Genomic DNA, 20,136 nt, shown 5'->3' with positions numbered 1-20,136 from the left:
GAAGAGTTTGATGAGGTTTTAACAATGGCTGAACGTCTGAATAACGACTTCCAGTTCATCGATGTCGGGCGCAAGGATCCGAAGAAGAAACTGTTGCGTCAACGCAAGAAAGAGTTCGTGGAGATCTACGAACCGTTCAAACCCCAGCATTCGGCCGATCAGGCTCACCGCTGCCTGGGTTGCGGTAACCCGTATTGCGAATGGAAGTGCCCGGTGCACAACTTCATTCCGAACTGGCTGAAGCTGGTGGCCGAGGGCAACATCCTCCAGGCTGCCGAGCTGTCGCACCAGACCAACACCCTACCGGAAGTCTGTGGCCGGGTATGCCCGCAGGATCGTCTGTGCGAGGGTGCCTGCACCCTCAATGACGGCTTCGGCGCGGTGACCATCGGTTCGGTCGAGAAGTACATCACCGACACCGCGTTCGCCATGGGCTGGCGCCCGGACATGTCCAAGGTCATACCGACCGGCAAGCGTGTTGCCGTGATCGGCGCAGGCCCGGCAGGTTTGGGTTGTGCCGACGTGCTGGTACGCGGTGGAGTGACCCCGGTGGTGTTCGACAAGAACCCGGAAATCGGCGGTCTGCTGACCTTCGGCATCCCCGAGTTCAAGCTGGAAAAAACCGTGCTGAGCAATCGTCGCGAAGTCTTCACCGGCATGGGCATCGAGTTCCGTCTGAACACCGAAGTGGGCAAGGACGTGACCGTCGAGCAACTGCTCGAAGAGTACGATGCCGTGTTCATGGGCATGGGCACCTACACCTACATGAAGGGCGGCTTTGCCGGTGAAGATTTGCCGGGCGTGCATGACGCGCTGGACTTCCTGATCGCCAACGTCAATCGCAACCTGGGCTTTGAAAAGTCGCCGGAAGATTTCGTCGACATGAAAGGCAAAAAGGTTGTGGTGCTGGGTGGCGGCGACACGGCGATGGACTGCAACCGTACCTCGATTCGCCAAGGCGCCAAGTCGGTGACCTGTGCTTATCGTCGTGACGAAGCGAACATGCCGGGCTCGCGCAAAGAGGTGAAGAACGCCAAGGAAGAAGGGGTGAAGTTCCTCTACAACCGCCAGCCAATCGCGATCGTCGGCGAAGACCGCGTCGAAGGTGTGAAGGTGGTCGAGACCCGTCTCGGCGAACCGGACGCCCGCGGCCGTCGCAGCCCCGAGCCGATTCCGGGTTCCGAAGAGATCATCCCGGCTGATGCCGTGGTCATCGCGTTCGGTTTCCGTCCGAGCCCGGCGTCGTGGTTCGAACAGCACAGCATCCAGACCGATAGCCAGGGCCGCGTTGTGGCCCCGGAACAAGGTCAGTACAAGCACCAGACCAGCAACCCGAAAATCTTCGCCGGTGGCGACATGGTTCGCGGTTCTGACCTGGTGGTGACGGCGATCTTCGAAGGCCGCAATGCCGCCGAAGGGATCCTGGATTACCTGGGCGTCTGATCACCTTCCAATAGATTGGAATGCAATACCTGTGGGAGCTGGCTTGCCTGCGATAGCATCACCTCGGTCTATCTGACACACCGAGGTGCCCGCATCGCAGGCAATCGAGCGTCGACCGGCGCTCCCACATTGGTTTTGTGGTGTTGCGAAGACTGTGTTCCCCCGCGACAAATTGACCCGATAGACAAAAGGCACGGCTCTTGCCGTGCCTTTTGCTTCGCGCTCTGAGAAAATGCCCGCACTTTTTTTCCGGATGCCGACATGACTGCCCTGAAGAACGACCGTTTCCTTCGCGCCCTGCTCAAGCAACCCGTAGACGTCACGCCTGTCTGGATGATGCGTCAGGCCGGTCGCTACCTGCCGGAATACCGCGCCAGCCGTGCCAAGGCCGGCGACTTCATGAGCCTGTGCATGAACCCGGAGTTCGCTTGCGAAGTCACGATGCAGCCGCTCGACCGCTACCCACAACTGGACGCGGCGATCCTGTTCTCCGACATCCTGACCATCCCCGATGCCATGGGCCAGGGCCTGTACTTCGAAACCGGTGAAGGTCCGCGCTTCAAGAAAGTCATCAGCACCCTGGCTGACATCGAAGCGCTGCCGATTCCTGATCCGCACAAAGACCTCGGCTACGTCATGGACGCGGTCAGCACCATCCGCCGCGAACTGAACGGCCGCGTGCCGCTGATCGGCTTCGCCGGCAGCCCATGGACCCTGGCCACCTACATGGTCGAAGGCGGCTCGTCGAAAGACTACCGCAAGACCAAAACCATGCTCTACGACAACCCGCAAGCCTTGCACCTGCTGCTGGACAAGCTCGCGCAGACGGTCACCAGCTACCTCAACGGCCAGATCATGGCCGGGGCGCAAGCGGTGCAGATCTTCGATAGTTGGGGCGGTAGCCTTTCGGCGGCGGCATATCAGGAATTCTCCCTGGCCTACATGCGCAAAATCGTCAGCGGCCTGATCCGTGAACACGAAGGCCGCAAGGTGCCGGTCATTCTGTTCACCAAGAATGGCGGCCTGTGGCTCGAAAGCATCGCCGACGCTGGCGCCGATGCATTGGGCCTGGACTGGACCTGCGACATCGGCAACGCCCGTGATCGCGTCGGCGACAAAGTCGCGCTGCAAGGCAACATGGACCCGACTGTGCTGTACGCGAAACCAGAAGCCATTCGCACCGAAGTCGGCCGCATCCTCGCCAGCTACGGCAAGGGCAGCGGCCACGTGTTCAACCTCGGCCATGGCATCACGCCTGAAGTCGACCCGGAACACGCCGGCGCCTTCTTGCGCGCGGTGCATGAACTGTCGGCGCAGTATCACGAGTGATCGTCGCCCGATAAAAAACGCCCGGCTTTTCTGTGGGAGCGAGCTTGCTCGCGATAGCGGTGTATCAGTCAACAGAGATGTTGAATGTGAAGCCCTCATCGCGAGCAAGCTCGCTCCCACAGTTGTTTGTGGTGACCGAACCTAAGCTTTCACATTCTCCAATGGCGGTAACTTCGCCAGTTTCAACGCCACCAGCAGCGCAATCACCAGCAACCCGCCAATGAATAGCCCTATCCCGTTCCACCCACCCATGTGCCAGAACACCCCGCCCGCCGTCCCGGCGATGCTCGACCCTGCGTAGTAGCTGAACAAGTACAGCGACGACGCTTGCCCCTTGGCTTTGATCGCCCGGCGGCCGATCCAGCTGCTGGCCACCGAATGGGCGCCGAAGAAGCCGAAGGTAAAGATCAACATGCCGATGATCACCACCGGCAGCGGCGTGAGCAGGGTCAGGGCGAGGCCGGCGATCATCAGCACGATGGTTGCCCACAGCACTTTGCGGCGGCCGAGTTGGTCGGCCAGGGCACCGATTTTCGCTGAGCTGTAGATGCCCGACAGATACACCACCGAGAGCAGCCCGACGAAGGCCTGATCCATGTGGTACGGCTCGGCCAGCAGGCGATAACCGATGTAGTTGAAGAGAGTGACGAACGCACCCATCAGCACAAAAGCTTCGAGGAACAATAGCGGCAGGCCGGCATCGCGAAAGTGCATGGTGAAGCCGTCAATCAAGCTGCGCGGGTGCAATGAGCGGGCGCGGAAGTTGCGCGACTCGGGGAGGATTTTCCAGAACACCGCCGCCGCGATCAGCGCCAGACCTCCGATCACCAACATCGCCGTGTGCCAGCTGACGAAGTCGATCAACACGCCGGTGATCAAGCGTCCGCACATCCCGCCAATCGCGTTGCCGCCGATGTACAAACCCATGGCCAGGCCGATGTGTTGCGGGTGGATCTCTTCGCTCAGGTAAGTCATGGCAACTGCTGCCAGACCGCTCAACGACAACCCTATCAGCGCCCGCATCACCAACACGCCGTGCCAGCTCGGCATCATTGAGCTGGCGATTGTGCAGAGCGCGGCGGCGAACAGCGCGGCGACCATCACCGGTTTACGTCCGACACGGTCGGAGATCGGGCCGGTGATCAGCAGACCAATGGCGAGCATGCCGGTGGCGACCGACAGGATCAGGCTGCTCTGGGCGGCGTTGATGGAGTACTCATGGGACAGCAGCGGCATCATCGGCTGCACGCAATAGAGCAGAGCGAAGGTCGCGAAGCCGCCGGAGAACAGCGCCAACACCGTGCGCATGAACATCGGCGTGCCTTTTTCGATGTAGATCTCCTTTAGTTCGGCGACAACATCGTCCACCGCTGCGGGCGAAACTTCATGGGCAAGTGGAGCGACAGCAGTTTTCACTTCGGACCTCAAAGGACGCAGCCGGTCAGGCAATGAAAAAAGCATATAGCTGCCTAATGATTCAATCCAATATATTGTTCGACCTGTTTGATAGGTTTAACGACCTAATGGAGTTTTCATGGAATTGCGTCACCTGCGCTACTTCATTGCTGTTGCCGAAGAACTGCACTTCGGCCGCGCCGCCCAGGTGCTGGGCATCTCACAACCGCCGCTGAGTCAGCAGATTCAGGCGCTGGAGCAGGAGGTGGGCGCGCGGTTGTTCGAGCGCACCAATCGTCGGGTCGAGCTCAGTGAAGCCGGCCGGCTGTTTCTGGAAGAGGCGCGGCTGGTGCTGGCGCAGGTCGACAAGGCGGCGGATGTTGCACGGCGGGCGCAGCTGGGTGAGTTGGGCGAACTGAAGATTGGCTTCACCTCATCGGCGCCATTCAACTCGACCATCCCTCAGGCGATTTTTTCGTTTCGCCAGCGATTTCCGGCAGTGCACCTGAACCTACGGGAGATGAGCAGCACTCAGGTAGCGGATGCGCTGGTGGATGAGTCGATTGAAGTAGGGATCATGCGACCGCTTGGGTTACCGGACTCGCTCAGCGTGGTGGAGCTGATGCGTGAGCCGCTGGTGGCGGTGCTCAGCTCCAAGCATCCTTTAGTGACCGATAGTGAAGAAGGCTTGTTTCTGTCGGCCCTGGCCCTCGAGCCCTTCGTATTTTTCCCACGCAGTTATGGCAGTGGTCTGTACGCACAATTGCTCAGCCTGGCGCGGGATGCCGGTTTTAGTCCGCACTTTGCGCAGGAGGCGGGCGAGGCGATGACGATCATCGGGTTGGTGGCGGCGGGGCTGGGTGTATCCGTGCTGCCGGCGTCTTACCAGCGGATGCGCATCGATGGTGTGGTCTATCGGCCTCTGCTCGATCCTGAAGCGGTGTCGGCGGTGTGGCTGGTGCAGCGCAAGGATCAGAAGTCGCCGATGGCCAAGGCGTTTGTGGAGTTGTTGACGCGTAAGGTTGAGCCGTTGAAGGCGTGACTGCTTCGCAGTCAATCGCGGGCAAGCCCGCTCCCACAGGGTTCAGCGGTGTGAACACCCGTTTTGACACACTGCCGGACTTTGTGGGAGCGGGCTTGCCCGCGAAAGCGTCCGCAAATCCACCAAAAAAGGTGCAGTTGCCTACGCCAAAACGGACGCTTCGCTGATGAGCGTGGGACATTTCCGAAATACCTTAGCAAGGCTACAGCGCCTTGCGGCATTGCCTACAACTAATCCAGAATCCGCCGGCTTGTGCGCTTTGGGGGCCATCGGTAACTTCGTTCGCATCACTGATTGTCAGTGATCGGGGTTTAGTAGCCCGTGGTTACCCGTGGCGTATAGCGCATCAGATAGTCAGGTATCCCCATCCCTGCACTTTATGGTGGCTGTGCGTAGGGCGCTCTCGAGCGCGCCGGTCTCACGGGTCCCCGGTCTACTAACCTGCGCACAGCTACCACCTCATCTTATTAGTAGAGATGTGGTGGTAGCTCTTATCTCGAGGACCCGAATGATGCGTAGAAATAAACCGAACTCACCGGACACCGATCCGGACGCTCCACGCCAACCAAGCAAAATTTTTCTCATCTCCCCCGATATCGACAACCACACCCTACTGGAATACGCCTGTGAATCCCTGGCATAAGCCAACGTCATGGCGAGCGATTTCGCGAGGTATCTGGAAGGATCGCAAAGCAACACACTGCTGGGGATTCAGCAGTCGATCATGTTGGGGGAACTGGCAGTAAACCGAGTGTTGGATAACCTCGACCTGGCCTAGTGAATACCTTGAAAATCAAAAGATCTTGATGTGTTTTACGACCAACGCCGAAAAATCAGCGACGTATTAACCCCGCCAAATGCAAAGTTGTTGTTCATCACATACTGATTACTCATCTTTCGGAACTCGCCGCGCAGGTAATCGAGTTTGCCGCAGTGCGGGTCGACGTCGTCGAGGTTGAGGGTGTGGACGTACAGGTCGCGGTTCATCATTTCGATGCTGAACCAGGACTCCAGCGCACCGCAGGCTCCAAGGGTGTGACCGAGGAAACTCTTCTGCGAGCTGATCGGCATGTGCTCGCCGAACAACGCGCTCGTTGCCAGTGTTTCGGCAATGTCGCCCTGTTCAGTGGCCGTGCCGTGACCATTCACGTAGCCGATGTCAGAAGGCTGTAACCCGGCGTCTTCCAGCGCAAGTTCCATGGCTCGACGCATGGTGACCTGCTCTGGGCGGGTGGCGTGCTGGCCGTCGGCGTTGCTGCCGAAACCGACGAGTTCGGCGTGGATGTGCGCGCCGCGAGCCAAGGCGTGTTCGAGTTCTTCGAGCACCAGCATGCCGCTGCCTTCACCGATCACCAGGCCATCGCGGCCGCTGTCGTAGGGGCGTGGGGAAGTCTGCGGCGCATCGTTTTTCAGGCTGGTGGCGTAGAGCGCATCGAAGACCATCGCTTCGGTGGGGCACAGCTCTTCGGCACCGCCGGCGAGCATCAATGGCAGACGACCAAACTTGACCGACTCGTAGGCATAACCGATGCCCTGACTGCCGCTGGTGCAAGCACTGGAGGTCGGGATCAGCCGGCCGGTGAGGCCGAAGAAGATACTGATATTCGCGGCCGTGGTGTGCGGCATCATGCGCACATAGGAGTTGGCGTTCAGGCCCTCGGCCACCGAGTTGAGCAGCATGTTGCCGAACGCCTTGATCTCGTCGGTGCTGCCGGTGGATGAGCCGCAGGAAACGCCCATGCGCCCGTCCTTGATCGATTCGTCACCCAACAGCCCGGCATCGGCCAATGCCTGTTCTGCCGCGCCGACCGCCAGGCGCGAGACCCGGCCCATGCTGCGCAATTGCTTGCGGGTCCAGTGGCTCGGCACTTTGAAGTCGTCGATCGGCCCCGCCAGGCGTGTGTTGAGTTCGGTGAAGCGATCCCACTCGTCCATCCGGCGGATACCGCTGCGATTGGCCGCGAAGTTAGCGGCGATGGTGTTCCAATCGCTGCCCAGTGAGGTGATGCCGGCCATGCCGGTGACGACGACGCGCTTCATCAGCACAGGCCTCCGTTGACGGCCAGAACCTGCCGGGTGATGTACGACGCTTCCGCCGACATCAGGAAATTCACTGCGCTGGCCACCTCTTCCGGGGTGCCCATGCGTTGTGCGGGGATCATTTTCATCAGTTCTTCCACCGGCACGTTTTCATCGAGCATCGCGGTGTCGATCAAGCCGGGTGCGACACAGTTAACGGTAATTTTGCGCTTGCCCAACTCGATCGCCAACGCCTTCGCCGCGCCGATCAGCCCGGCCTTGGAGGCGCTGTAGTTGACCTGGCCACGGTTGCCGATCAACCCGGAAACCGAGGTGATGCAAACAATCCGTCCGGCGGCGCGACGACGAATCATCGGCATCATCACCGGGTGCAGCACGTTGTAGAAACCGTCGAGGTTGGTGCGCATTACCACGTCCCAATCATCCTCGCTCAGGGCCGGAAAAGCACCGTCGCGCGTCAGGCCGGCGTTCAGCACCACGCCGTAATAGGCGCCGTGGGTTTCCACGTCGGCTTCGAGAATGGCTTTGCAGTTGGCGCGATCGGACACATCGAATTGCAGAATGCGCACGTTGCGCCCCAAGGCTTCGATTTCGGCCTTCACGGCTTCAGCGTCCGCCAGGCCACTGCGGCAATGCAGCACGATGTCATGCCCGGCCTGGGCCAGACGCAAAGCGATAGCGCGGCCGATGCCACGGCTGGAACCGGTGATCAGTACGGATTCAGTCATGGCTGGGTTCCTTGGGTTTCATGAAGGTATTGAGCGGCCTGAGGCGGACGGAACACGTTCAGACGAGCGGTGGCGTGAATGCCGGGGGCGGTGATGTGGCATTCGAACACGCCCATGCCGTTGTCGTCTTCCAGCGAGCGGATTCCGTGGATGGTCAGCTCCGTGCCGGCGGGGAAGTGCTCGACGTTGCATTCGAATTTGCGGGTGCCAAGCAGAAACCCCAGCTCCACCGCATCGCCACGCTGACGGGCATGGCAACCGGCGTAGGCGGCGACGCTCTGGGCCATCAGTTCAATGCCGACCCAGGCCGGCAGGCTGCCATCCGGGCGGTTGAACAGGCCGTCGGGTTTGACCGTGAGGCGGGTGTAAATCTGCTCGTCATCGAACGACAGGATCTGCTCGATGAAGATCATGTCGCCAGCGTGCGGCAGCAGCTCGGCGATCGGCCAGTCAATCATGGGGCGTCTCCGATAATCAGGCTGACGTTGTTACCACCGAAGGCAAAGGAATTGCTCATCAGATAGCGAGGTGCAATGGACGTCAGGCGATCGGCCGGGGTCACCCAATTCAGGGCTGGCAATTGGGGGTCCGGTTGGCCGTCCCAGACGTGGGGCGGCAGGGCGTGGTCGCGGTTGCCTGCACTCAGGCTCAACCAGCAGAACGCCGCTTCCAGCGCGCCGGCCGCCCCGAGGGTGTGGCCGGTCATGGGTTTGGTCGACGAACACGGCACACCCGCCGGGAACAACGTCGCCACCGCCAGGCTTTCCATGGCGTCGTTGTGTTGGGTGGCGGTGCCGTGCAAGTTCAGGTAATCGATCTGTTGCGGTTGCAGTTGTGCTCGGTTCAAGGCTTTGCGCATCGCTTGCAGGGCGCCACGGCCGGTCGGTTCCGGTGCGGAAATGTGATGTGCATCGGAGCTGGCGCCACTGCCGAGCAGGGCAATCGGCTGACTGTCGCCGACACTTTTGCTCATCAAAAACAGCACCGCCGCTTCGCCTATGTTGATGCCGTTACGGTTCACCGAAAACGGGTTGCAGCGTTGCCCGGACACCGCTTCCAGCGCCGAGAACCCATTGAGGGTCAACTTGCACAAGCTGTCGACACCGCCACACAGCACCGCGTCGCACACGCCCAGGTCCAGCAGGCGCTGAGCACTCATCAGCGCCCGGGCGCTGGAAGTGCAGGCCGTGGAGATCACATAGGCCGGGCCGCTCAGTTGCAGCCAGTCGGCGAGGAAGTTCGCCGGAGCGCCGAGTTCCTGTTGCTGATAGTCGTAATCGGCCGGGAACTGATGCTCGCGGATGTAATGGGCCAGGCCGCGACTGGCTTCGTCGATGCCCGAGGTGCTGGTGCCCAGAACGATACCGATGCGGTCGCGGCCGTAGGTCTGGATCGCCTGGTCGATGTCTTCGCGAATTTGCAGCGCGGCTTCCAGCAGCAATTGATTATTACGGGTGTCTTGCGGCGCAAGCTCAGTCGGGACCGGCGCCAGTTCGCCTTGAACCGCGGCCACGGGCAACGACCGTTCCGCCACCCAGCCAGCCTCATTGCGCATGCCCGAACAGTCACCGGCAAACAGGTTGCGGGTGACTTCGTGCTTGTCACGGCCCAGGGCGCAGATCACCCCAAGGGCATTCAGGTAAGCCGTCATGGCGTGTCCCCGCTGAGTGGCGTGACTTGATATTTCGGGCCTTTGGGCAGGTTCAATTCAAAGCTCATGGGTTGTGAGTAGCGGACTTCCCAGTGCGCTGGCAAGGACCGTTGCGAGCCATGCTGCCACGCGGCGGGATAGTTGCCCGACAGTTCATCTTTGGGGGTCAGCGCAAACAGCAGCGCGGCGAACAGCTCTCGCGCTTCCGGATTGGGCGGCAGCAGACCGTCAGCCTGCCACTCGCCATCGACCAGTTTCTGGCGTGCCTGTGGAATGCCCAGCAAGTCCATCATCGACCAGCGAATGCCAGGGCCTTCACGCTGGATCACCAGCACCCAGTCCTGCCGTTGGTCGGCCACCAGACGCTGGATGTGCAATTGCAGCGGCAACGACAGGTTCGGGGTTAGCTCGGGCAGCGGCGCCCGGCTGGCACAGGCGCTCAGCAACAGGACGCAACCCAACAGCAGAAAACGCAGCACCACCGCACACCCTGTGGGAGCGAGCTTGCTCGCGATGGCGGCAATGCATTCGATAACTATGTTGACTGACCCACCGCTATCGCGAGCAAGCTCGCTCCCACAGGGGCCGCAGTTTGAGCAGCTGACAATGAACATCAAACAGCACCTTCAAGAGGTTTGCGCGCGACCACATTGACCAGGGTTTCTTCCCGTTGGCCGAAGGGCTTTGGCCGGCGCAGACCCAAGCGTTCAAGCAGGCCGAAATCCTTTGCACGGCTCCACCACAAGTACGGATAAGACACGTTTTTCGGGCCGAATTCGAAACCCTGCTGGCGAATCATGTCCAGATACCCGGCGGCGCTCTTCTGCACGTGCATCGGATGGCGGAACAACCAGCGGATCACCCAGGTATCAATGTAAGCCTCGGTGGATTCGGCGAACAGCAGATAGCCACCGGGCTTGAGCACGCGGTAGAACTCGGCCAGTGCCTGTTCCTGCTGCACCAGATGATGGAAGGTCTGGTGACAGAACAGCAAATCGACGCTGGCATCCGGGACGTTGATGCTCGCGCAGTCGCTGCCGGTCAACTCCACCGCCATGCCCTGACGGACGGCCTCTTCGCCGGCCAGCTTCAGGCTGTAAGGGTCGGCGTCCAGACCGATCAGGCGCTGGGGGGCAAAGGTCTGGCGCAAGTACTGAAACGACTTGCCCTGACCGCAACCGGCATCCAGCAATACCGGGTTGCTCGGCGGTGTTTCGCTGAACAGGCTGCGCAAATCGGTGATTGCCACTCGCAGTACATGGTGCTGCCAGGTGTGGCTGCGCAGAAACCAGAAACCGAAGCGGGTCTCTTCGACGTAGGTGTCGCTCAAGTAGCTCATGTGGCATCCCTTGCACAGAGCTCCGAGAGCATCCGCAGCCGGCGCTTGGGTTCGGCGACGAACGGATTGCGCTCATCCCAGGCATAACCGGCGAGGATCGAGCTGATCATGCGGCGAATATCGGGCGAGCCGCCCTCATGGTAAATCACATCCTGGAACGTCCCGGCGTACCAGCCTTCGACGTAGCAACGGAACGTGTCGACGCCGCGCTTGAGCGGGATGGCGAACTCAGTCTGCCAATCGATATTTTCGCCTTGCAGTTGGCGATGCAGAACCCCGGCGGCCATGCTCGCCGAGCGCATGGCGATGGTCACGCCAGAGGAAAACACCGGGTCGAGAAATTCCGCCGCGTTGCCGAGCAGGGCAAAGCCTGGCCCGTGGAGGGTTTTGACGTTGGCCGAGTAGCCGCCGATGGTTCGAGCAGGCGTATCCCACACGGCGTTGTTCAGCACACCGGCCAGGCTTGGGGTTTCAGCGATAAACCCACGCAGGCACTCGTCCAGATTTTCCATGCGACCGTCGAAGTGTTCGGCTGCCGCGACCACGCCCACCGAGCAACGGCCGTTGCTGAACGGGATGGTCCAGAACCAGATATCCCGGTGGATCGGATGGGTGGTGATGAGGATTTTTTCCCGCTCGAAGGTCGGGTTGTCGATGTGGTCTTCGACGTGGGTGAACACGGCCTGGCGCACCGGGAAATCCGACGGTGCTTCAAGGTCGAGCAAGCGCGGCAACACACGGCCGTAGCCGCTGGCATCCAGCACGAAATCGGCTTCGACGCGGTACTGGCTGCCGTCTTCGCGAAGCACATCGAGCTGCGGTTTCGGCAGGGTGAAATCGACGCTGACAATGGCTTCGCCGTAGCGAACCTCCACGCCTTGCAGCGCGGCTTGATCAGCCAGCAGCTTGTCGAAATCGGCACGCTGGACCTGGAAGGTGGTCGGCTTGCCGTTGCTGAAAGTCTCGCCGAAATCAAAGGCGCTGTAGTGCTCGCCCCAAGCGAATGCCGCACCGTTTTTCAACTGGAATCCGGCGGCGTTCACCGCTTCGAGCATGCCGGCTTCTTCGACAAAATCCAGGCAGTGGGACAACAGGCTTTCACCGATGGAAAACCTTGGGAAATGCTGGCGTTCGATCATCAATACGTCATGACCCTTGCGCTTGAGCAGCGCGGCGGCGATGGCGCCCGATGGACCTGCACCGATAACCACGACCTGGCGATGTTCCATTTCAACTGTTGGCACGGGGGCTCCTTGCCGGGACGGCGATGTTCAGAGGGGGTCGGTGCATGCCGGCGAGTGCCGGCAGCAATGTCGCAATCAGGCCCATCACCATCAGCGCGAAGTACAGCGCCGGGCTGATGAGTTGTTGTTGCAGCAGCAGGTTGAGAAAGACGATCTCGCTCAAGCCGCGAATATTCAGCAAGACGCTTTCCCGCCAGCGACTGGCGCCTTCGAACGAGGCGCCGGCCCAACCGAGGCCCAGCCAGTTGCCCAGCAGTTTACTGGCAATCGGGAACAGCAGCAGTGCCGTCAGTTGCACCCAATCGAGGCTGGCCATGGCCGCGTGGACGTTGATTTGCACGATGCCGAACGTGAGGATCAGCGGGATCGCGATATACGTCTGCAAGTGACTCATCCAGATCACCGGCAACGGCAGCACCAGCGGCACTTTGAGCGCGGCCATCCACAGCAGGTAACCGATGCCGAAAATCAGCGCATTGAGCTTGAAGTGTTCCGCCACCACCAGCAGTGCGAAGAAGCAACCGCTGTGCAGCAACGGTTGGCGCAATCGGAGCAGACGCAGCAGCAACGGCAGGCAGGCGCCGGCCAGCGGCAGCAGGAGGCTGCTCAGGTGCAGGCTGCCCTGGGCGATGGCGAACAGGGTCCAGCAGGTGAGGTCGATGAGGATCGCGGTCTGCACCAGTCGCCGGGTAGCGGCAGGCGGGTATTTGATGTGCCGCAGGTACAAATACAACACCGGAATCGCCGTGATGGCGAACAGCAGGCCGACCGCCAGTGAACTGATCCAGGGTTGCGGCGGTAACAGCCAGACCGCTGTCGCGAGGCCGCAGGCAAACGGAATGGAGAAACTCGGCAGGGCGATTTTCAGGCTCTGGCGGTCGAGTCGCAGGTCAATCACGTCACTGAGAATGTGCCCCAGCAACAAGGCAAAGCTCAGGCTGTAGACGTTTTTCAGCCAGACCGGCGCGACCAGCGCGGCGCCGCTCAATTGCCACTGGGGTTCGATCCAGAAGTACATCAGCAGCGGCAGACCGAAGGTGGCCAGCAGCAACTGGCTGACAATCGGGATCACGCCGAAGTGACGACCGACACGGGTGGCCACGGCGAACAGCGCCAGGGCCATGACCCAGAACACGGCGATCATCATGTGGCTGACTCCGTGACCGGGGCGGCGTGAACCTGGCGTCCGGCCCACGGCGCAAGAATGAAGCTGAACGCCAGGCCCAGGCTCACCGACAGACCGAAATTGCTCACCGCCGGCGTGCTGGACACCGCCAGCAAACCGAACGACAGCCAGGTGGTCAGCGCCGCCAGCAAGGTGCCCAGCAGGCTCACGGCAGCGCCGCCGACCTGTTCACGCATGAGGATCGCGTAATCGACGCTGATGGCCGTCACCAGCAGCAGGCCGAACAGACTGAACAGCGTCAGCGGTTGCCCCAGCCAGCCGAGACTGGCCAGGCTGCACAGGGCGGCCAGCAGCGGCAGGGCGACGATCCGCAGCGCGCCGCCGAAGCCGAACGGCAGGATCAGCACCAGCACGATCAGCACACAGGAAGCGAGTTTCAACTCTGCGGCACTGATCTGGGTGTCGGCAAACACCTTGTTCAACTCACCAAGGCGATCCACCAGTTCCACGCCCGGTAAATCCAGCGCCTGGACGCGCAACAAGGAAGGGTTGTTCAAGCCTTGCAGACTGACCATCGCCGCTACGCCGTCATCGGTCGGGCCCAGCCACAGCGCGCGATAGGGCTCGGCCAACGGACCGACCAGCGCCGCGTCGATGTCTTCGGTGGGCAGAGCCTGCAATTTCGTGAGCTCTGCTTGCAGCGCCTCCACCGGCACGCCGACATCGAGTAGCGGTTGCCAGAACTGCGGCAACTTGTTCAGCGCTTCACGCACTTGCCGCTGTTCGGTGGGTTGGCTGACCAATTGATTGAGCGACAGATAACCCTGGAGTTTTTCCAGGTTGACCAACTGATCCAGCCGCTCGCTCAGCGCGGTTTGGCGTTCCAGCAGTTGCTGCTGATTGGCCGCGCGCACCAGGAAGAACTGGCTGGTGGGTTGATAGCCGGTGATGCGTGCAATGGTTTGTGCTTCGTCAGTCAGTTGCTGCGGTGCACCGACCCACTGGCGAATGTCGTTTTTGGTGTCGAGCTGCAACAGACCGCCCACACAAAAGGCAATCAGCAGCGCCAGCAGCACCGGCGTGCTCGCGAGCTTGAGCAGCGCTTCACGGCGCCCCAGCAAATACTCGGACACCCGCAGCGGCCACTGCGCTGGACGCAGGTCTGTGCCCTTGAGCAGTGCCGGCAGCAGGCACACCGCGGACAAATAAGCGCCGAGCAGACCGGCGGCAGAGAACACGGCGATCTGGGTCAGCGCCGGGAACGGTGTCCAGGCCAGGGCCAGGTAACCGATGCAACTGGTGATCAGGCTCAGCGTCAGGCCCGGCAACGTCAGGCGCAGGGCCGGCCAACTGTGCCAGGGTTTCAGGCTCCAGCTCTTGGACAGATAGTGCAGCGGGTAATCGACCGCCACGCCGATCAGGCTCGAGCCGAGCACCAACGTCATCACGTGCATATGGCCGAACAACGCCACACAGGCCACCGCGCCGAAGAGCATGCCGACCAGCACCGGGACGAAGGCCAGCAAGACCCGCCAGCGCCGGAAGGCCAGCAGCAACAGCAATAGAATGCCCGCCGTGGCGCCGCCACCGACCCAGGTCATTTCCCGGGTGGCTTGCTTTTGCCCACTGGCCGCATAGAGCAAGCCGCTGGCGGCAAGCAATTGAACGTTTGCCTGGGCGGCTTGTTCACGGCTGTGCTGGAGCAGGTCGGCCACTTGCAGCGGCAAGTTCATGTCGAAGGCGTTGCCCGTGGTGCGCGAGCGCAGCAGCACCCAACTCTTGCCGTCGGCGTCGGCATCGGCGACCAGCGCACCGCTGCCGATGTCCAGTTGCACCGAACCGTGCTGCGGCTGGCTGTTCTGGATGCGTCCGGTCAGGCCCAGCCAGTCATCCTGGCTCGGCACCAGACTGAAACCGGTGAAGGGGTCGAACAGTGCTTGTACTCGCTGCTGGATAAAGGCGTCGGGATGCTCGATCAGTTGCTGTCGGTCAGCCGCTGAGAGCATTGCCAGTCGGCCGTTGAGCAATTGCGTGCGCAGCGCCGGCAAGTCGGCTTGCAGGTTCCACTGGACCTTTTCGAACAAACCGCTGGCCTGCCACTGTTCACCCAGTTTCTGCGCCATCGCGACGGCTTGCTGGCGATCGGTGTGGCCGACCAGCACCAGCATTTCGCGGTTCAGCGGTTCTTGCATGCGTTGTTCGGCGCGCAGTTCCAGAGCGTCCGGCGCCGTGCCTGGCACCAGTTCCATCAGGTTGGCCGACAGTGGTGCGCCGTCACGCCATTGCCAACCGGCGAGCGCGAGCACCGCCAGCAGCAGGATCAGAAACAGCCGTGGAAGACTCCGTTCACTCGGCAAAGTCATGTTGCTCCGCATCGCTCAACGGTTGGGCGCTGGTGCTGTCCTGCATGCGCAAGAGGGTGCTGTCACCCTGGGTTTCGAGCAGCTCGATGCTGTGCACCAGTTCGCCGCCGGTAATGTTGATCTGAGTGAACACTTGCTTGAGCAGCAGGGAGCGCGGACTCAGCGTCAGCTTCCAGTTCTGTGCATCGCCGCTCAGTGAAAGCTCGAAATCCCGTTGCAGTCCGCTGCTGTCGCCTTGCAGTACCGCAAGGAACAAACGGTTCTGCTCGGCGCCGGCACTCTTGCTCGGCAGCATTTGCCAACCGTTGGCGTCACGCCGGGCAATGCCTTTGGCGCTGATGCGGTAATCCTGTTGCAGCGGGGTTTTCAGCAGCCAGAGCAAACCGTGGTTTTTAGCGAGGACGAAAGTGCCCTTGCTGGTCAGCGGCTGAGGCAGGGCACGTAGGTGTTTTTCCTGGATGAAATTGCCGTGGATCACGTCTGGCTTGGCCAATTGATCGCTCAACTGCTGCAAATCAAAAGCCTGCGCCAGCGAAGAGAACCCCTGCATCAATACCAGCCCCGCCACGAACCCGTAGCAGCTGCCGAGCCCGCGAGGCTGCGTTCGGCGGCGAAGCCGTCGTAAAACCTGAACATGCGGTGCATCAGGAGAAATGCAGGGCGACTGCTGCGCCCGAGCGCGGACCAGCCGACGCAGGCTTCGCCAGCTGCTACAGACGGTTTTCAGCAGGTTCATGCGAGCATCCTTTCAACAGCGTCGGTGAAGACCTTGGGTGAGGCCAACTGCATTTCGCGGCTGCTCATGTCGACGGCGACCTGCACGGAACTGGCGCGGGTCAAGCGTTCGCCGGTTTCCAGATCGCTGATCAGGTAACTGATCTTCAGACGGTTCTCCCATTCCACCAGATTGGCGCGCACGTTGAGCTTTTGGCCGAACACCGCGCCGCGCACATAGCGCAATTGCAGATCGATCACCGGCCACGCGTAACCCGACTCGACCATGGCCGTGTAGTTGTGGCCGATCTTGTCCAGCAGCGCGCAGCGGGCGACTTCCAGGTATTTGATGTAATGGCCGTGCCAGACAACGTTCATGGTGTCGACATCAAAGAACGGCACGAGGATTTCCGTATCGGTGTGAAGCACTCCCTTGCTACGCATGCAGCCTCCAGTGTTGCTCGGCAATACGCTTCAGGCACAGGCGCAGTTCGCCTTCCAGCGCGCGGTCTTCGATGACCGGCGGGAAGTCCTTGGCCAACTCCTCGTGCATGGCGGCCAGGGCCGGTGGCAATGGACGTGCATCCTCGGCCTTGCTGCGCAGCCAGACGCCTTGGTTGGCGGCCAGCAGGGTGGCGGCGGCGACCTGTTCGGTCAGTTCCAGCACACGGATCGCATCGCGGGCAGCGATGGTGCCCATGCTCACTTTGTCCTGGTTGTGGCATTCGGTGGAGCGCGAGAAGACGCTGGCCGGCATGGTGTTTTTCAGCGCTTCGGCGGTCCAGGCACTGGTGCCGATCTGCACGGCTTTGAAGCCGTGATTGAGCATCGCCCGGTCAGCGGTGGCGCCGGACAGGTTGCTCGGCAAGCCGTGGTTGTAACGCTCGTCCACCAGCAAGGCGAGTTGACGATCGAGCAGGTCGGCGACGTTGGCCACCAGGTTTTTCAGGCTGTCCATGGCGAACGCAATGTGGCCGCCGTAGAAGTGCCCGCCGTGCAACACGCGCTCGGCTTCGGCGTCGATAATCGGGTTGTCGTTGGCGCTGTTGAGCTCGATCTCGATGAACGAGCGCAGCCAGTTCAGGCTGTCGGCCAATACGCCGAGGACGTGGGGTGCACAACGCAGGGAATAACGGTCTTGCAGGCGATGCAGCGGCGCGGTCGGCGCGTCGATCGCCAGATCCTTGCGCAACCACGCGGCGACTTGCATCTGCCCCGGATGCGGTTTGGTGGCGAACAGGCGCTCGTCGAAGTGCTCGGGGTTGCCTTGCAGGGCGACCACGTTCAACGCGGTGATGCGCGTGGCCAGTTGCAGCAGGTAATCGGCGCGGGCATAGGCCAGGCAGGCGAGGCCGGTCATGACGGCGGTGCCGTTCATCAGCGCCAACGCTTCTTTCGGACGCAGTACCAGCGGCTCCCAACCCAGTTCGCGGTGCACGTCGGCCGCTTGTCGGCGTTCGCCACGGAACATCACTTCGCGTTCACCGGACAACGTCGCGGCGACATAGGACAACGGCGTCAGATCACCGCTGGCGCCCACCGAACCTTCTTCCGGAATCAGCGGCAGAATGTCGTGTTCGAGGAAGGCTTGCAGGCGTTCCAGCAGCTCCACGCGCACCCCGGACACGCCGAGGCACAGTGACTGCAAACGCGCCGCCAGTACCGCGCGAGTGGCCTGTGCATCAAGCAGTTTGCCCAACCCGCAGCCGTGGAAGGTGTACAGATGACGGGGCAACGCCTCGACGTGATGCAGCGGCACCGCGACCACGCAAGAATCGCCGTAACCGGTGGTCACGCCGTAGATCACGCCTTCCTTGTCCAGCAGGGAGTCCAGGAATCGCGCACCCTTGGCGATACGCTCGCGGTACGCAGGGTCGCCTTGCAACTGCGTCGGCACCTGACGGTTGGCCAGGGCCAGCACGTCTTCGATGCGCAAAGGGAGTTCGCCGAAGGTTACCGGCTCAAGCGTTGGCGTCGTCATCGGTCTTCCAGAAAGGGTAAAAGTTGAACCATTGTTGGGGCGCTTCAAGGCAATAGTGACCCAAGCGTTCGGCATAGCGGGAGGCCCACTGATGAATGACCTGCTCGCGGTCGCTGCGTTTCCACACCACGGCCTCGGCGAACGGTTCGAGGGTCAGTCGATAGTCACCCGTCGGCTTCTTCAGGCACAGCATCAGGTTGATCGGGCATTTCAGCAGACCGGCCAGCAACCATGGGCCCTGAGGGAATGCGGCCTGATGACCGAGGAAGTCCACCGTCACGCTGCGTCCGCCATGCAGCGGCACGCGGTCGCCGGCAATCGCCAGCCATTCGCCGCGCTCAAGGCGTTCATGGAGTTGCAGCATGATCAGCGGGTCGAGCTCGCTGACCTGAATCAGCCGCAGATTGGTCGCGCCGGCTTCGCCGAGCAAACGGTTGAATTGCTCGGCATGCTTGGTGTGCACCAGCACGTTCATCGTGACTTTTTCGCCGATCTCGGCCAGCGCACGGCAGACCTCGAGATTGCCCAAATGCGCGCCCACCAGCATCTGCCCTCGGCTGCCGCGCAATTGATTGCGCAGCAATGCCGGGTCGATGATTTCAATCTGCTCGATGCTCAACTTGCCGTTCCATACGTCGAGCTTGTCGAGCATGGAATCGGCGAAGGCCATGAACTGGCCGAACACCCGCCAATGGGTCGGGCGCAATTCGTTGCGACCACTCCAGTCGGCGAGCCTCTGCTGGTATTGCCAGGCGCTGCGACGGGCGCTGCGCCCGAACAGGAAAAAGTACAGAACGATGCCGTACAGCAGCGGGCTCAACAGCCGACGGCCGAGTACCTTGGCGCCGAACGCAGTGAGCTTCATCAGCCAGAAACTGCCGCGCTCCTGACGGTCAGCCCAGTGTTCCTTGTCTGCACTCATGCTCGCCACCGTCGCCAGAGGATCACTGGCGCCCGTAGCAACATGCCGAAGAACAGTCGGGTGTGCATGCTCGTAATCAGCACGTTGTCGTGGAACAGGCGGAAATGCGAGACGCCATCCAGCGGGTAATGGACTTTGGTTTGCAGCCATTGCATGGGGAGATTGCGCCAGGCCAGTCGTACGAGAATGTCCGAGTCGAAGTCCATGCGCTTGCCGATCTTCGCCGAATCGATCAGCGCCAGGGTCGGTGGTAACGGATAGACACGGAAGCCGCACATGGAATCGCGAATCTGCAACGACAGGGTGTTGATCCAGACCATGACGTGAGTCAGGTAGCGGGCGTACAAGCGACCTTTCGGCACGCTGGCGTCGTATTGCGGATAGCCGCAGATCACCGCCTCGGGATGGGCGCGTGACAGTTCGATGAAGGTCTGGACGTCTTGCAGATCGTGCTGACCGTCGGCGTCCACCTGCAAGGCATGGCTGAAGCCCAGGCGCGAGGCTTCGCGCATGCCAGTCATGACCGCGCCACCCTTGCCCTGGTTGGCGCCGAGTCGGATCAGGAACACTTTGTCGCGCTGGGCCAGTTGATCGAGGATCTTTGCACAGGCCGGGCTACTGGCGTCGTCCACGAGAATGCATGGCAGGCTGCTGGCGAGTACCGCATCAACCACCGTGGTGATGGCGGTTTCGTGGTTGTAGACCGGGATGATTGCGCAGGGGTTATGCATGTTGGTGTTCACCTGAAGGACCGAGGTGCCTGCATCGCGAGCAAGCTCGCTCCCACATTGGATCTCTGTTAACCACGAATCCCCTGTG

The 20,136-nt window shown here is 61.3% G+C and carries 18 protein-coding genes and 1 pseudogene; 4 read left to right on the top strand and 15 right to left on the bottom strand.

Annotated elements, in window-relative coordinates; translation table 11 throughout:
- Positions 1 to 24: 24 nt before the first annotated feature.
- Positions 25 to 1,443 (top strand): FAD-dependent oxidoreductase, encoded by a 1,419-nt coding sequence (locus ACIQU2_RS04695; RefSeq protein ID WP_008149580.1) that lies wholly within the window; start codon positions 25 to 27, stop codon positions 1,441 to 1,443.
- Between the two features lie 261 nt (positions 1,444 to 1,704).
- Positions 1,705 to 2,772, top strand: a complete 1,068-nt coding sequence (hemE, locus tag ACIQU2_RS04690; protein WP_347802214.1) for a uroporphyrinogen decarboxylase — start codon at positions 1,705 to 1,707, stop codon at positions 2,770 to 2,772.
- A gap of 141 nt (positions 2,773 to 2,913) precedes the next feature.
- Here the strand turns inward: hemE and ACIQU2_RS04685 are convergent, their stop codons facing one another.
- A complete protein-coding gene (locus tag ACIQU2_RS04685) occupies positions 2,914 to 4,188 on the bottom strand; it encodes an MFS transporter (protein ID WP_403138989.1) in 1,275 nt (424 codons plus the stop codon).
- Positions 4,189 to 4,306: 118 nt separating this feature from the next.
- On the opposite strand from ACIQU2_RS04685, the gene ACIQU2_RS04680 reads away from it, so the two are divergent.
- Both ACIQU2_RS04680 and ACIQU2_RS04675 read left to right on the top strand, forming a co-directional pair.
- Positions 4,307 to 5,209 (top strand): LysR family transcriptional regulator, encoded by a 903-nt coding sequence (locus ACIQU2_RS04680; RefSeq protein ID WP_201183980.1) that lies wholly within the window; start codon positions 4,307 to 4,309, stop codon positions 5,207 to 5,209.
- Positions 5,210 to 5,720: 511 nt separating this feature from the next.
- Positions 5,721 to 5,987 (top strand): annotated as a pseudogene (locus ACIQU2_RS04675) (DUF6124 family protein).
- Between the two features lie 35 nt (positions 5,988 to 6,022).
- Here ACIQU2_RS04675 and ACIQU2_RS04670 read toward each other — a convergent pair.
- From ACIQU2_RS04670 to ACIQU2_RS04605, 14 genes are all read right to left on the bottom strand, one after another.
- Positions 6,023 to 7,249, bottom strand: coding sequence for a beta-ketoacyl-ACP synthase (locus ACIQU2_RS04670; RefSeq protein WP_403138987.1), 1,227 nt, complete (start codon positions 7,247 to 7,249; stop codon positions 6,023 to 6,025).
- On the bottom strand, positions 7,249 to 7,977 hold the full coding sequence (fabG, locus tag ACIQU2_RS04665; protein ID WP_149631043.1) for a 3-oxoacyl-ACP reductase FabG: 729 nt from the start codon (positions 7,975 to 7,977) through the stop codon (positions 7,249 to 7,251). Before fabG ends, ACIQU2_RS04670 begins: the two co-directional genes overlap by 1 nt.
- Positions 7,974 to 8,435, bottom strand: coding sequence for a hotdog family protein (locus ACIQU2_RS04660; protein ID WP_008149597.1), 462 nt, complete (start codon positions 8,433 to 8,435; stop codon positions 7,974 to 7,976). Before ACIQU2_RS04660 ends, fabG begins: the two co-directional genes overlap by 4 nt.
- Complete coding sequence (locus ACIQU2_RS04655) at positions 8,432 to 9,628, bottom strand: beta-ketoacyl-[acyl-carrier-protein] synthase family protein (RefSeq protein WP_403138984.1); 1,197 nt, start codon at positions 9,626 to 9,628, stop codon at positions 8,432 to 8,434. The genes ACIQU2_RS04660 and ACIQU2_RS04655 overlap by 4 nt, the downstream gene beginning before the upstream one ends.
- Positions 9,625 to 10,107, bottom strand: a complete 483-nt coding sequence (locus ACIQU2_RS04650) for a hypothetical protein (RefSeq protein ID WP_403138982.1) — start codon at positions 10,105 to 10,107, stop codon at positions 9,625 to 9,627. Before ACIQU2_RS04650 ends, ACIQU2_RS04655 begins: the two co-directional genes overlap by 4 nt.
- Positions 10,108 to 10,241: 134 nt before the next feature.
- Complete coding sequence (locus ACIQU2_RS04645; protein ID WP_403138979.1) at positions 10,242 to 10,967, bottom strand: class I SAM-dependent methyltransferase; 726 nt, start codon at positions 10,965 to 10,967, stop codon at positions 10,242 to 10,244.
- Positions 10,964 to 12,211 (bottom strand): NAD(P)/FAD-dependent oxidoreductase, encoded by a 1,248-nt coding sequence (locus tag ACIQU2_RS04640; RefSeq protein ID WP_403138977.1) that lies wholly within the window; start codon positions 12,209 to 12,211, stop codon positions 10,964 to 10,966. Before ACIQU2_RS04640 ends, ACIQU2_RS04645 begins: the two co-directional genes overlap by 4 nt.
- Entirely contained in the window at positions 12,198 to 13,358 is a 1,161-nt protein-coding gene (locus ACIQU2_RS04635; RefSeq protein WP_403138975.1) for a sodium:proton antiporter, read from the bottom strand. The genes ACIQU2_RS04640 and ACIQU2_RS04635 overlap by 14 nt, the downstream gene beginning before the upstream one ends.
- Complete coding sequence (locus ACIQU2_RS04630) at positions 13,355 to 15,700, bottom strand: MMPL family transporter (RefSeq protein WP_403138973.1); 2,346 nt, start codon at positions 15,698 to 15,700, stop codon at positions 13,355 to 13,357. The genes ACIQU2_RS04635 and ACIQU2_RS04630 overlap by 4 nt, the downstream gene beginning before the upstream one ends.
- Positions 15,684 to 16,250, bottom strand: coding sequence for an outer membrane lipoprotein carrier protein LolA (locus ACIQU2_RS04625; RefSeq protein WP_347802232.1), 567 nt, complete (start codon positions 16,248 to 16,250; stop codon positions 15,684 to 15,686). The genes ACIQU2_RS04630 and ACIQU2_RS04625 overlap by 17 nt, the downstream gene beginning before the upstream one ends.
- A gap of 182 nt (positions 16,251 to 16,432) precedes the next feature.
- The gene (locus ACIQU2_RS04620; RefSeq protein WP_033055401.1) at positions 16,433 to 16,858 is read right to left on the bottom strand and encodes a thioesterase family protein; all 426 of its coding nucleotides are present in this window, start codon (positions 16,856 to 16,858) and stop codon (positions 16,433 to 16,435) included.
- Positions 16,851 to 18,395, bottom strand: a complete 1,545-nt coding sequence (gene hutH, locus ACIQU2_RS04615; RefSeq protein WP_403138970.1) for a histidine ammonia-lyase — start codon at positions 18,393 to 18,395, stop codon at positions 16,851 to 16,853. The genes ACIQU2_RS04620 and hutH overlap by 8 nt, the downstream gene beginning before the upstream one ends.
- Positions 18,376 to 19,317: a glycosyl transferase gene (locus ACIQU2_RS04610; protein ID WP_347802226.1), complete on the bottom strand. Its 942-nt coding sequence runs from the start codon at positions 19,315 to 19,317 to the stop codon at positions 18,376 to 18,378. The genes hutH and ACIQU2_RS04610 overlap by 20 nt, the downstream gene beginning before the upstream one ends.
- On the bottom strand, positions 19,314 to 20,048 hold the full coding sequence (locus ACIQU2_RS04605) for a glycosyltransferase family 2 protein (RefSeq protein WP_347802227.1): 735 nt from the start codon (positions 20,046 to 20,048) through the stop codon (positions 19,314 to 19,316). Before ACIQU2_RS04605 ends, ACIQU2_RS04610 begins: the two co-directional genes overlap by 4 nt.
- Positions 20,049 to 20,136 lie beyond the last annotated feature (88 nt).

It is taken from the genome of Pseudomonas sp. NPDC098740 (assembly GCF_044760065.1).
Lineage (GTDB): Bacteria > Pseudomonadota > Gammaproteobacteria > Pseudomonadales > Pseudomonadaceae > Aquipseudomonas > Aquipseudomonas rossensis.
Note: the sequence above shows the minus strand (reverse complement) of the source record. Positions and strands in the feature narration are given on the sequence as shown.

What these genes read in the sequence shown, in the direction of transcription:
- ACIQU2_RS04695 (WP_008149580.1), top strand. Translation starts at nt 25, where the DNA reads ATGGCTGAACGTCTGAATAACGACTTCCAGTTCATCGATGTCGGGCGC.
- hemE (WP_347802214.1), top strand. Translation starts at nt 1,705, where the DNA reads ATGACTGCCCTGAAGAACGACCGTTTCCTTCGCGCCCTGCTCAAGCAA.
- ACIQU2_RS04680 (WP_201183980.1), top strand. Translation starts at nt 4,307, where the DNA reads ATGGAATTGCGTCACCTGCGCTACTTCATTGCTGTTGCCGAAGAACTG.
- ACIQU2_RS04670 (WP_403138987.1), bottom strand. Translation starts at nt 7,249, where the DNA reads ATGAAGCGCGTCGTCGTCACCGGCATGGCCGGCATCACCTCACTGGGC.
- fabG (WP_149631043.1), bottom strand. Translation starts at nt 7,977, where the DNA reads ATGACTGAATCCGTACTGATCACCGGTTCCAGCCGTGGCATCGGCCGC.
- ACIQU2_RS04660 (WP_008149597.1), bottom strand. Translation starts at nt 8,435, where the DNA reads ATGATTGACTGGCCGATCGCCGAGCTGCTGCCGCACGCTGGCGACATG.
- ACIQU2_RS04655 (WP_403138984.1), bottom strand. Translation starts at nt 9,628, where the DNA reads ATGACGGCTTACCTGAATGCCCTTGGGGTGATCTGCGCCCTGGGCCGT.
- ACIQU2_RS04645 (WP_403138979.1), bottom strand. Translation starts at nt 10,967, where the DNA reads ATGAGCTACTTGAGCGACACCTACGTCGAAGAGACCCGCTTCGGTTTC.
- ACIQU2_RS04635 (WP_403138975.1), bottom strand. Translation starts at nt 13,358, where the DNA reads ATGATGATCGCCGTGTTCTGGGTCATGGCCCTGGCGCTGTTCGCCGTG.
- ACIQU2_RS04630 (WP_403138973.1), bottom strand. Translation starts at nt 15,700, where the DNA reads ATGACTTTGCCGAGTGAACGGAGTCTTCCACGGCTGTTTCTGATCCTG.
- ACIQU2_RS04625 (WP_347802232.1), bottom strand. Translation starts at nt 16,250, where the DNA reads ATGCAGGGGTTCTCTTCGCTGGCGCAGGCTTTTGATTTGCAGCAGTTG.
- ACIQU2_RS04620 (WP_033055401.1), bottom strand. Translation starts at nt 16,858, where the DNA reads ATGCGTAGCAAGGGAGTGCTTCACACCGATACGGAAATCCTCGTGCCG.
- hutH (WP_403138970.1), bottom strand. Translation starts at nt 18,395, where the DNA reads ATGACGACGCCAACGCTTGAGCCGGTAACCTTCGGCGAACTCCCTTTG.
- ACIQU2_RS04610 (WP_347802226.1), bottom strand. Translation starts at nt 19,317, where the DNA reads ATGAGTGCAGACAAGGAACACTGGGCTGACCGTCAGGAGCGCGGCAGT.
- ACIQU2_RS04605 (WP_347802227.1), bottom strand. Translation starts at nt 20,048, where the DNA reads ATGCATAACCCCTGCGCAATCATCCCGGTCTACAACCACGAAACCGCC.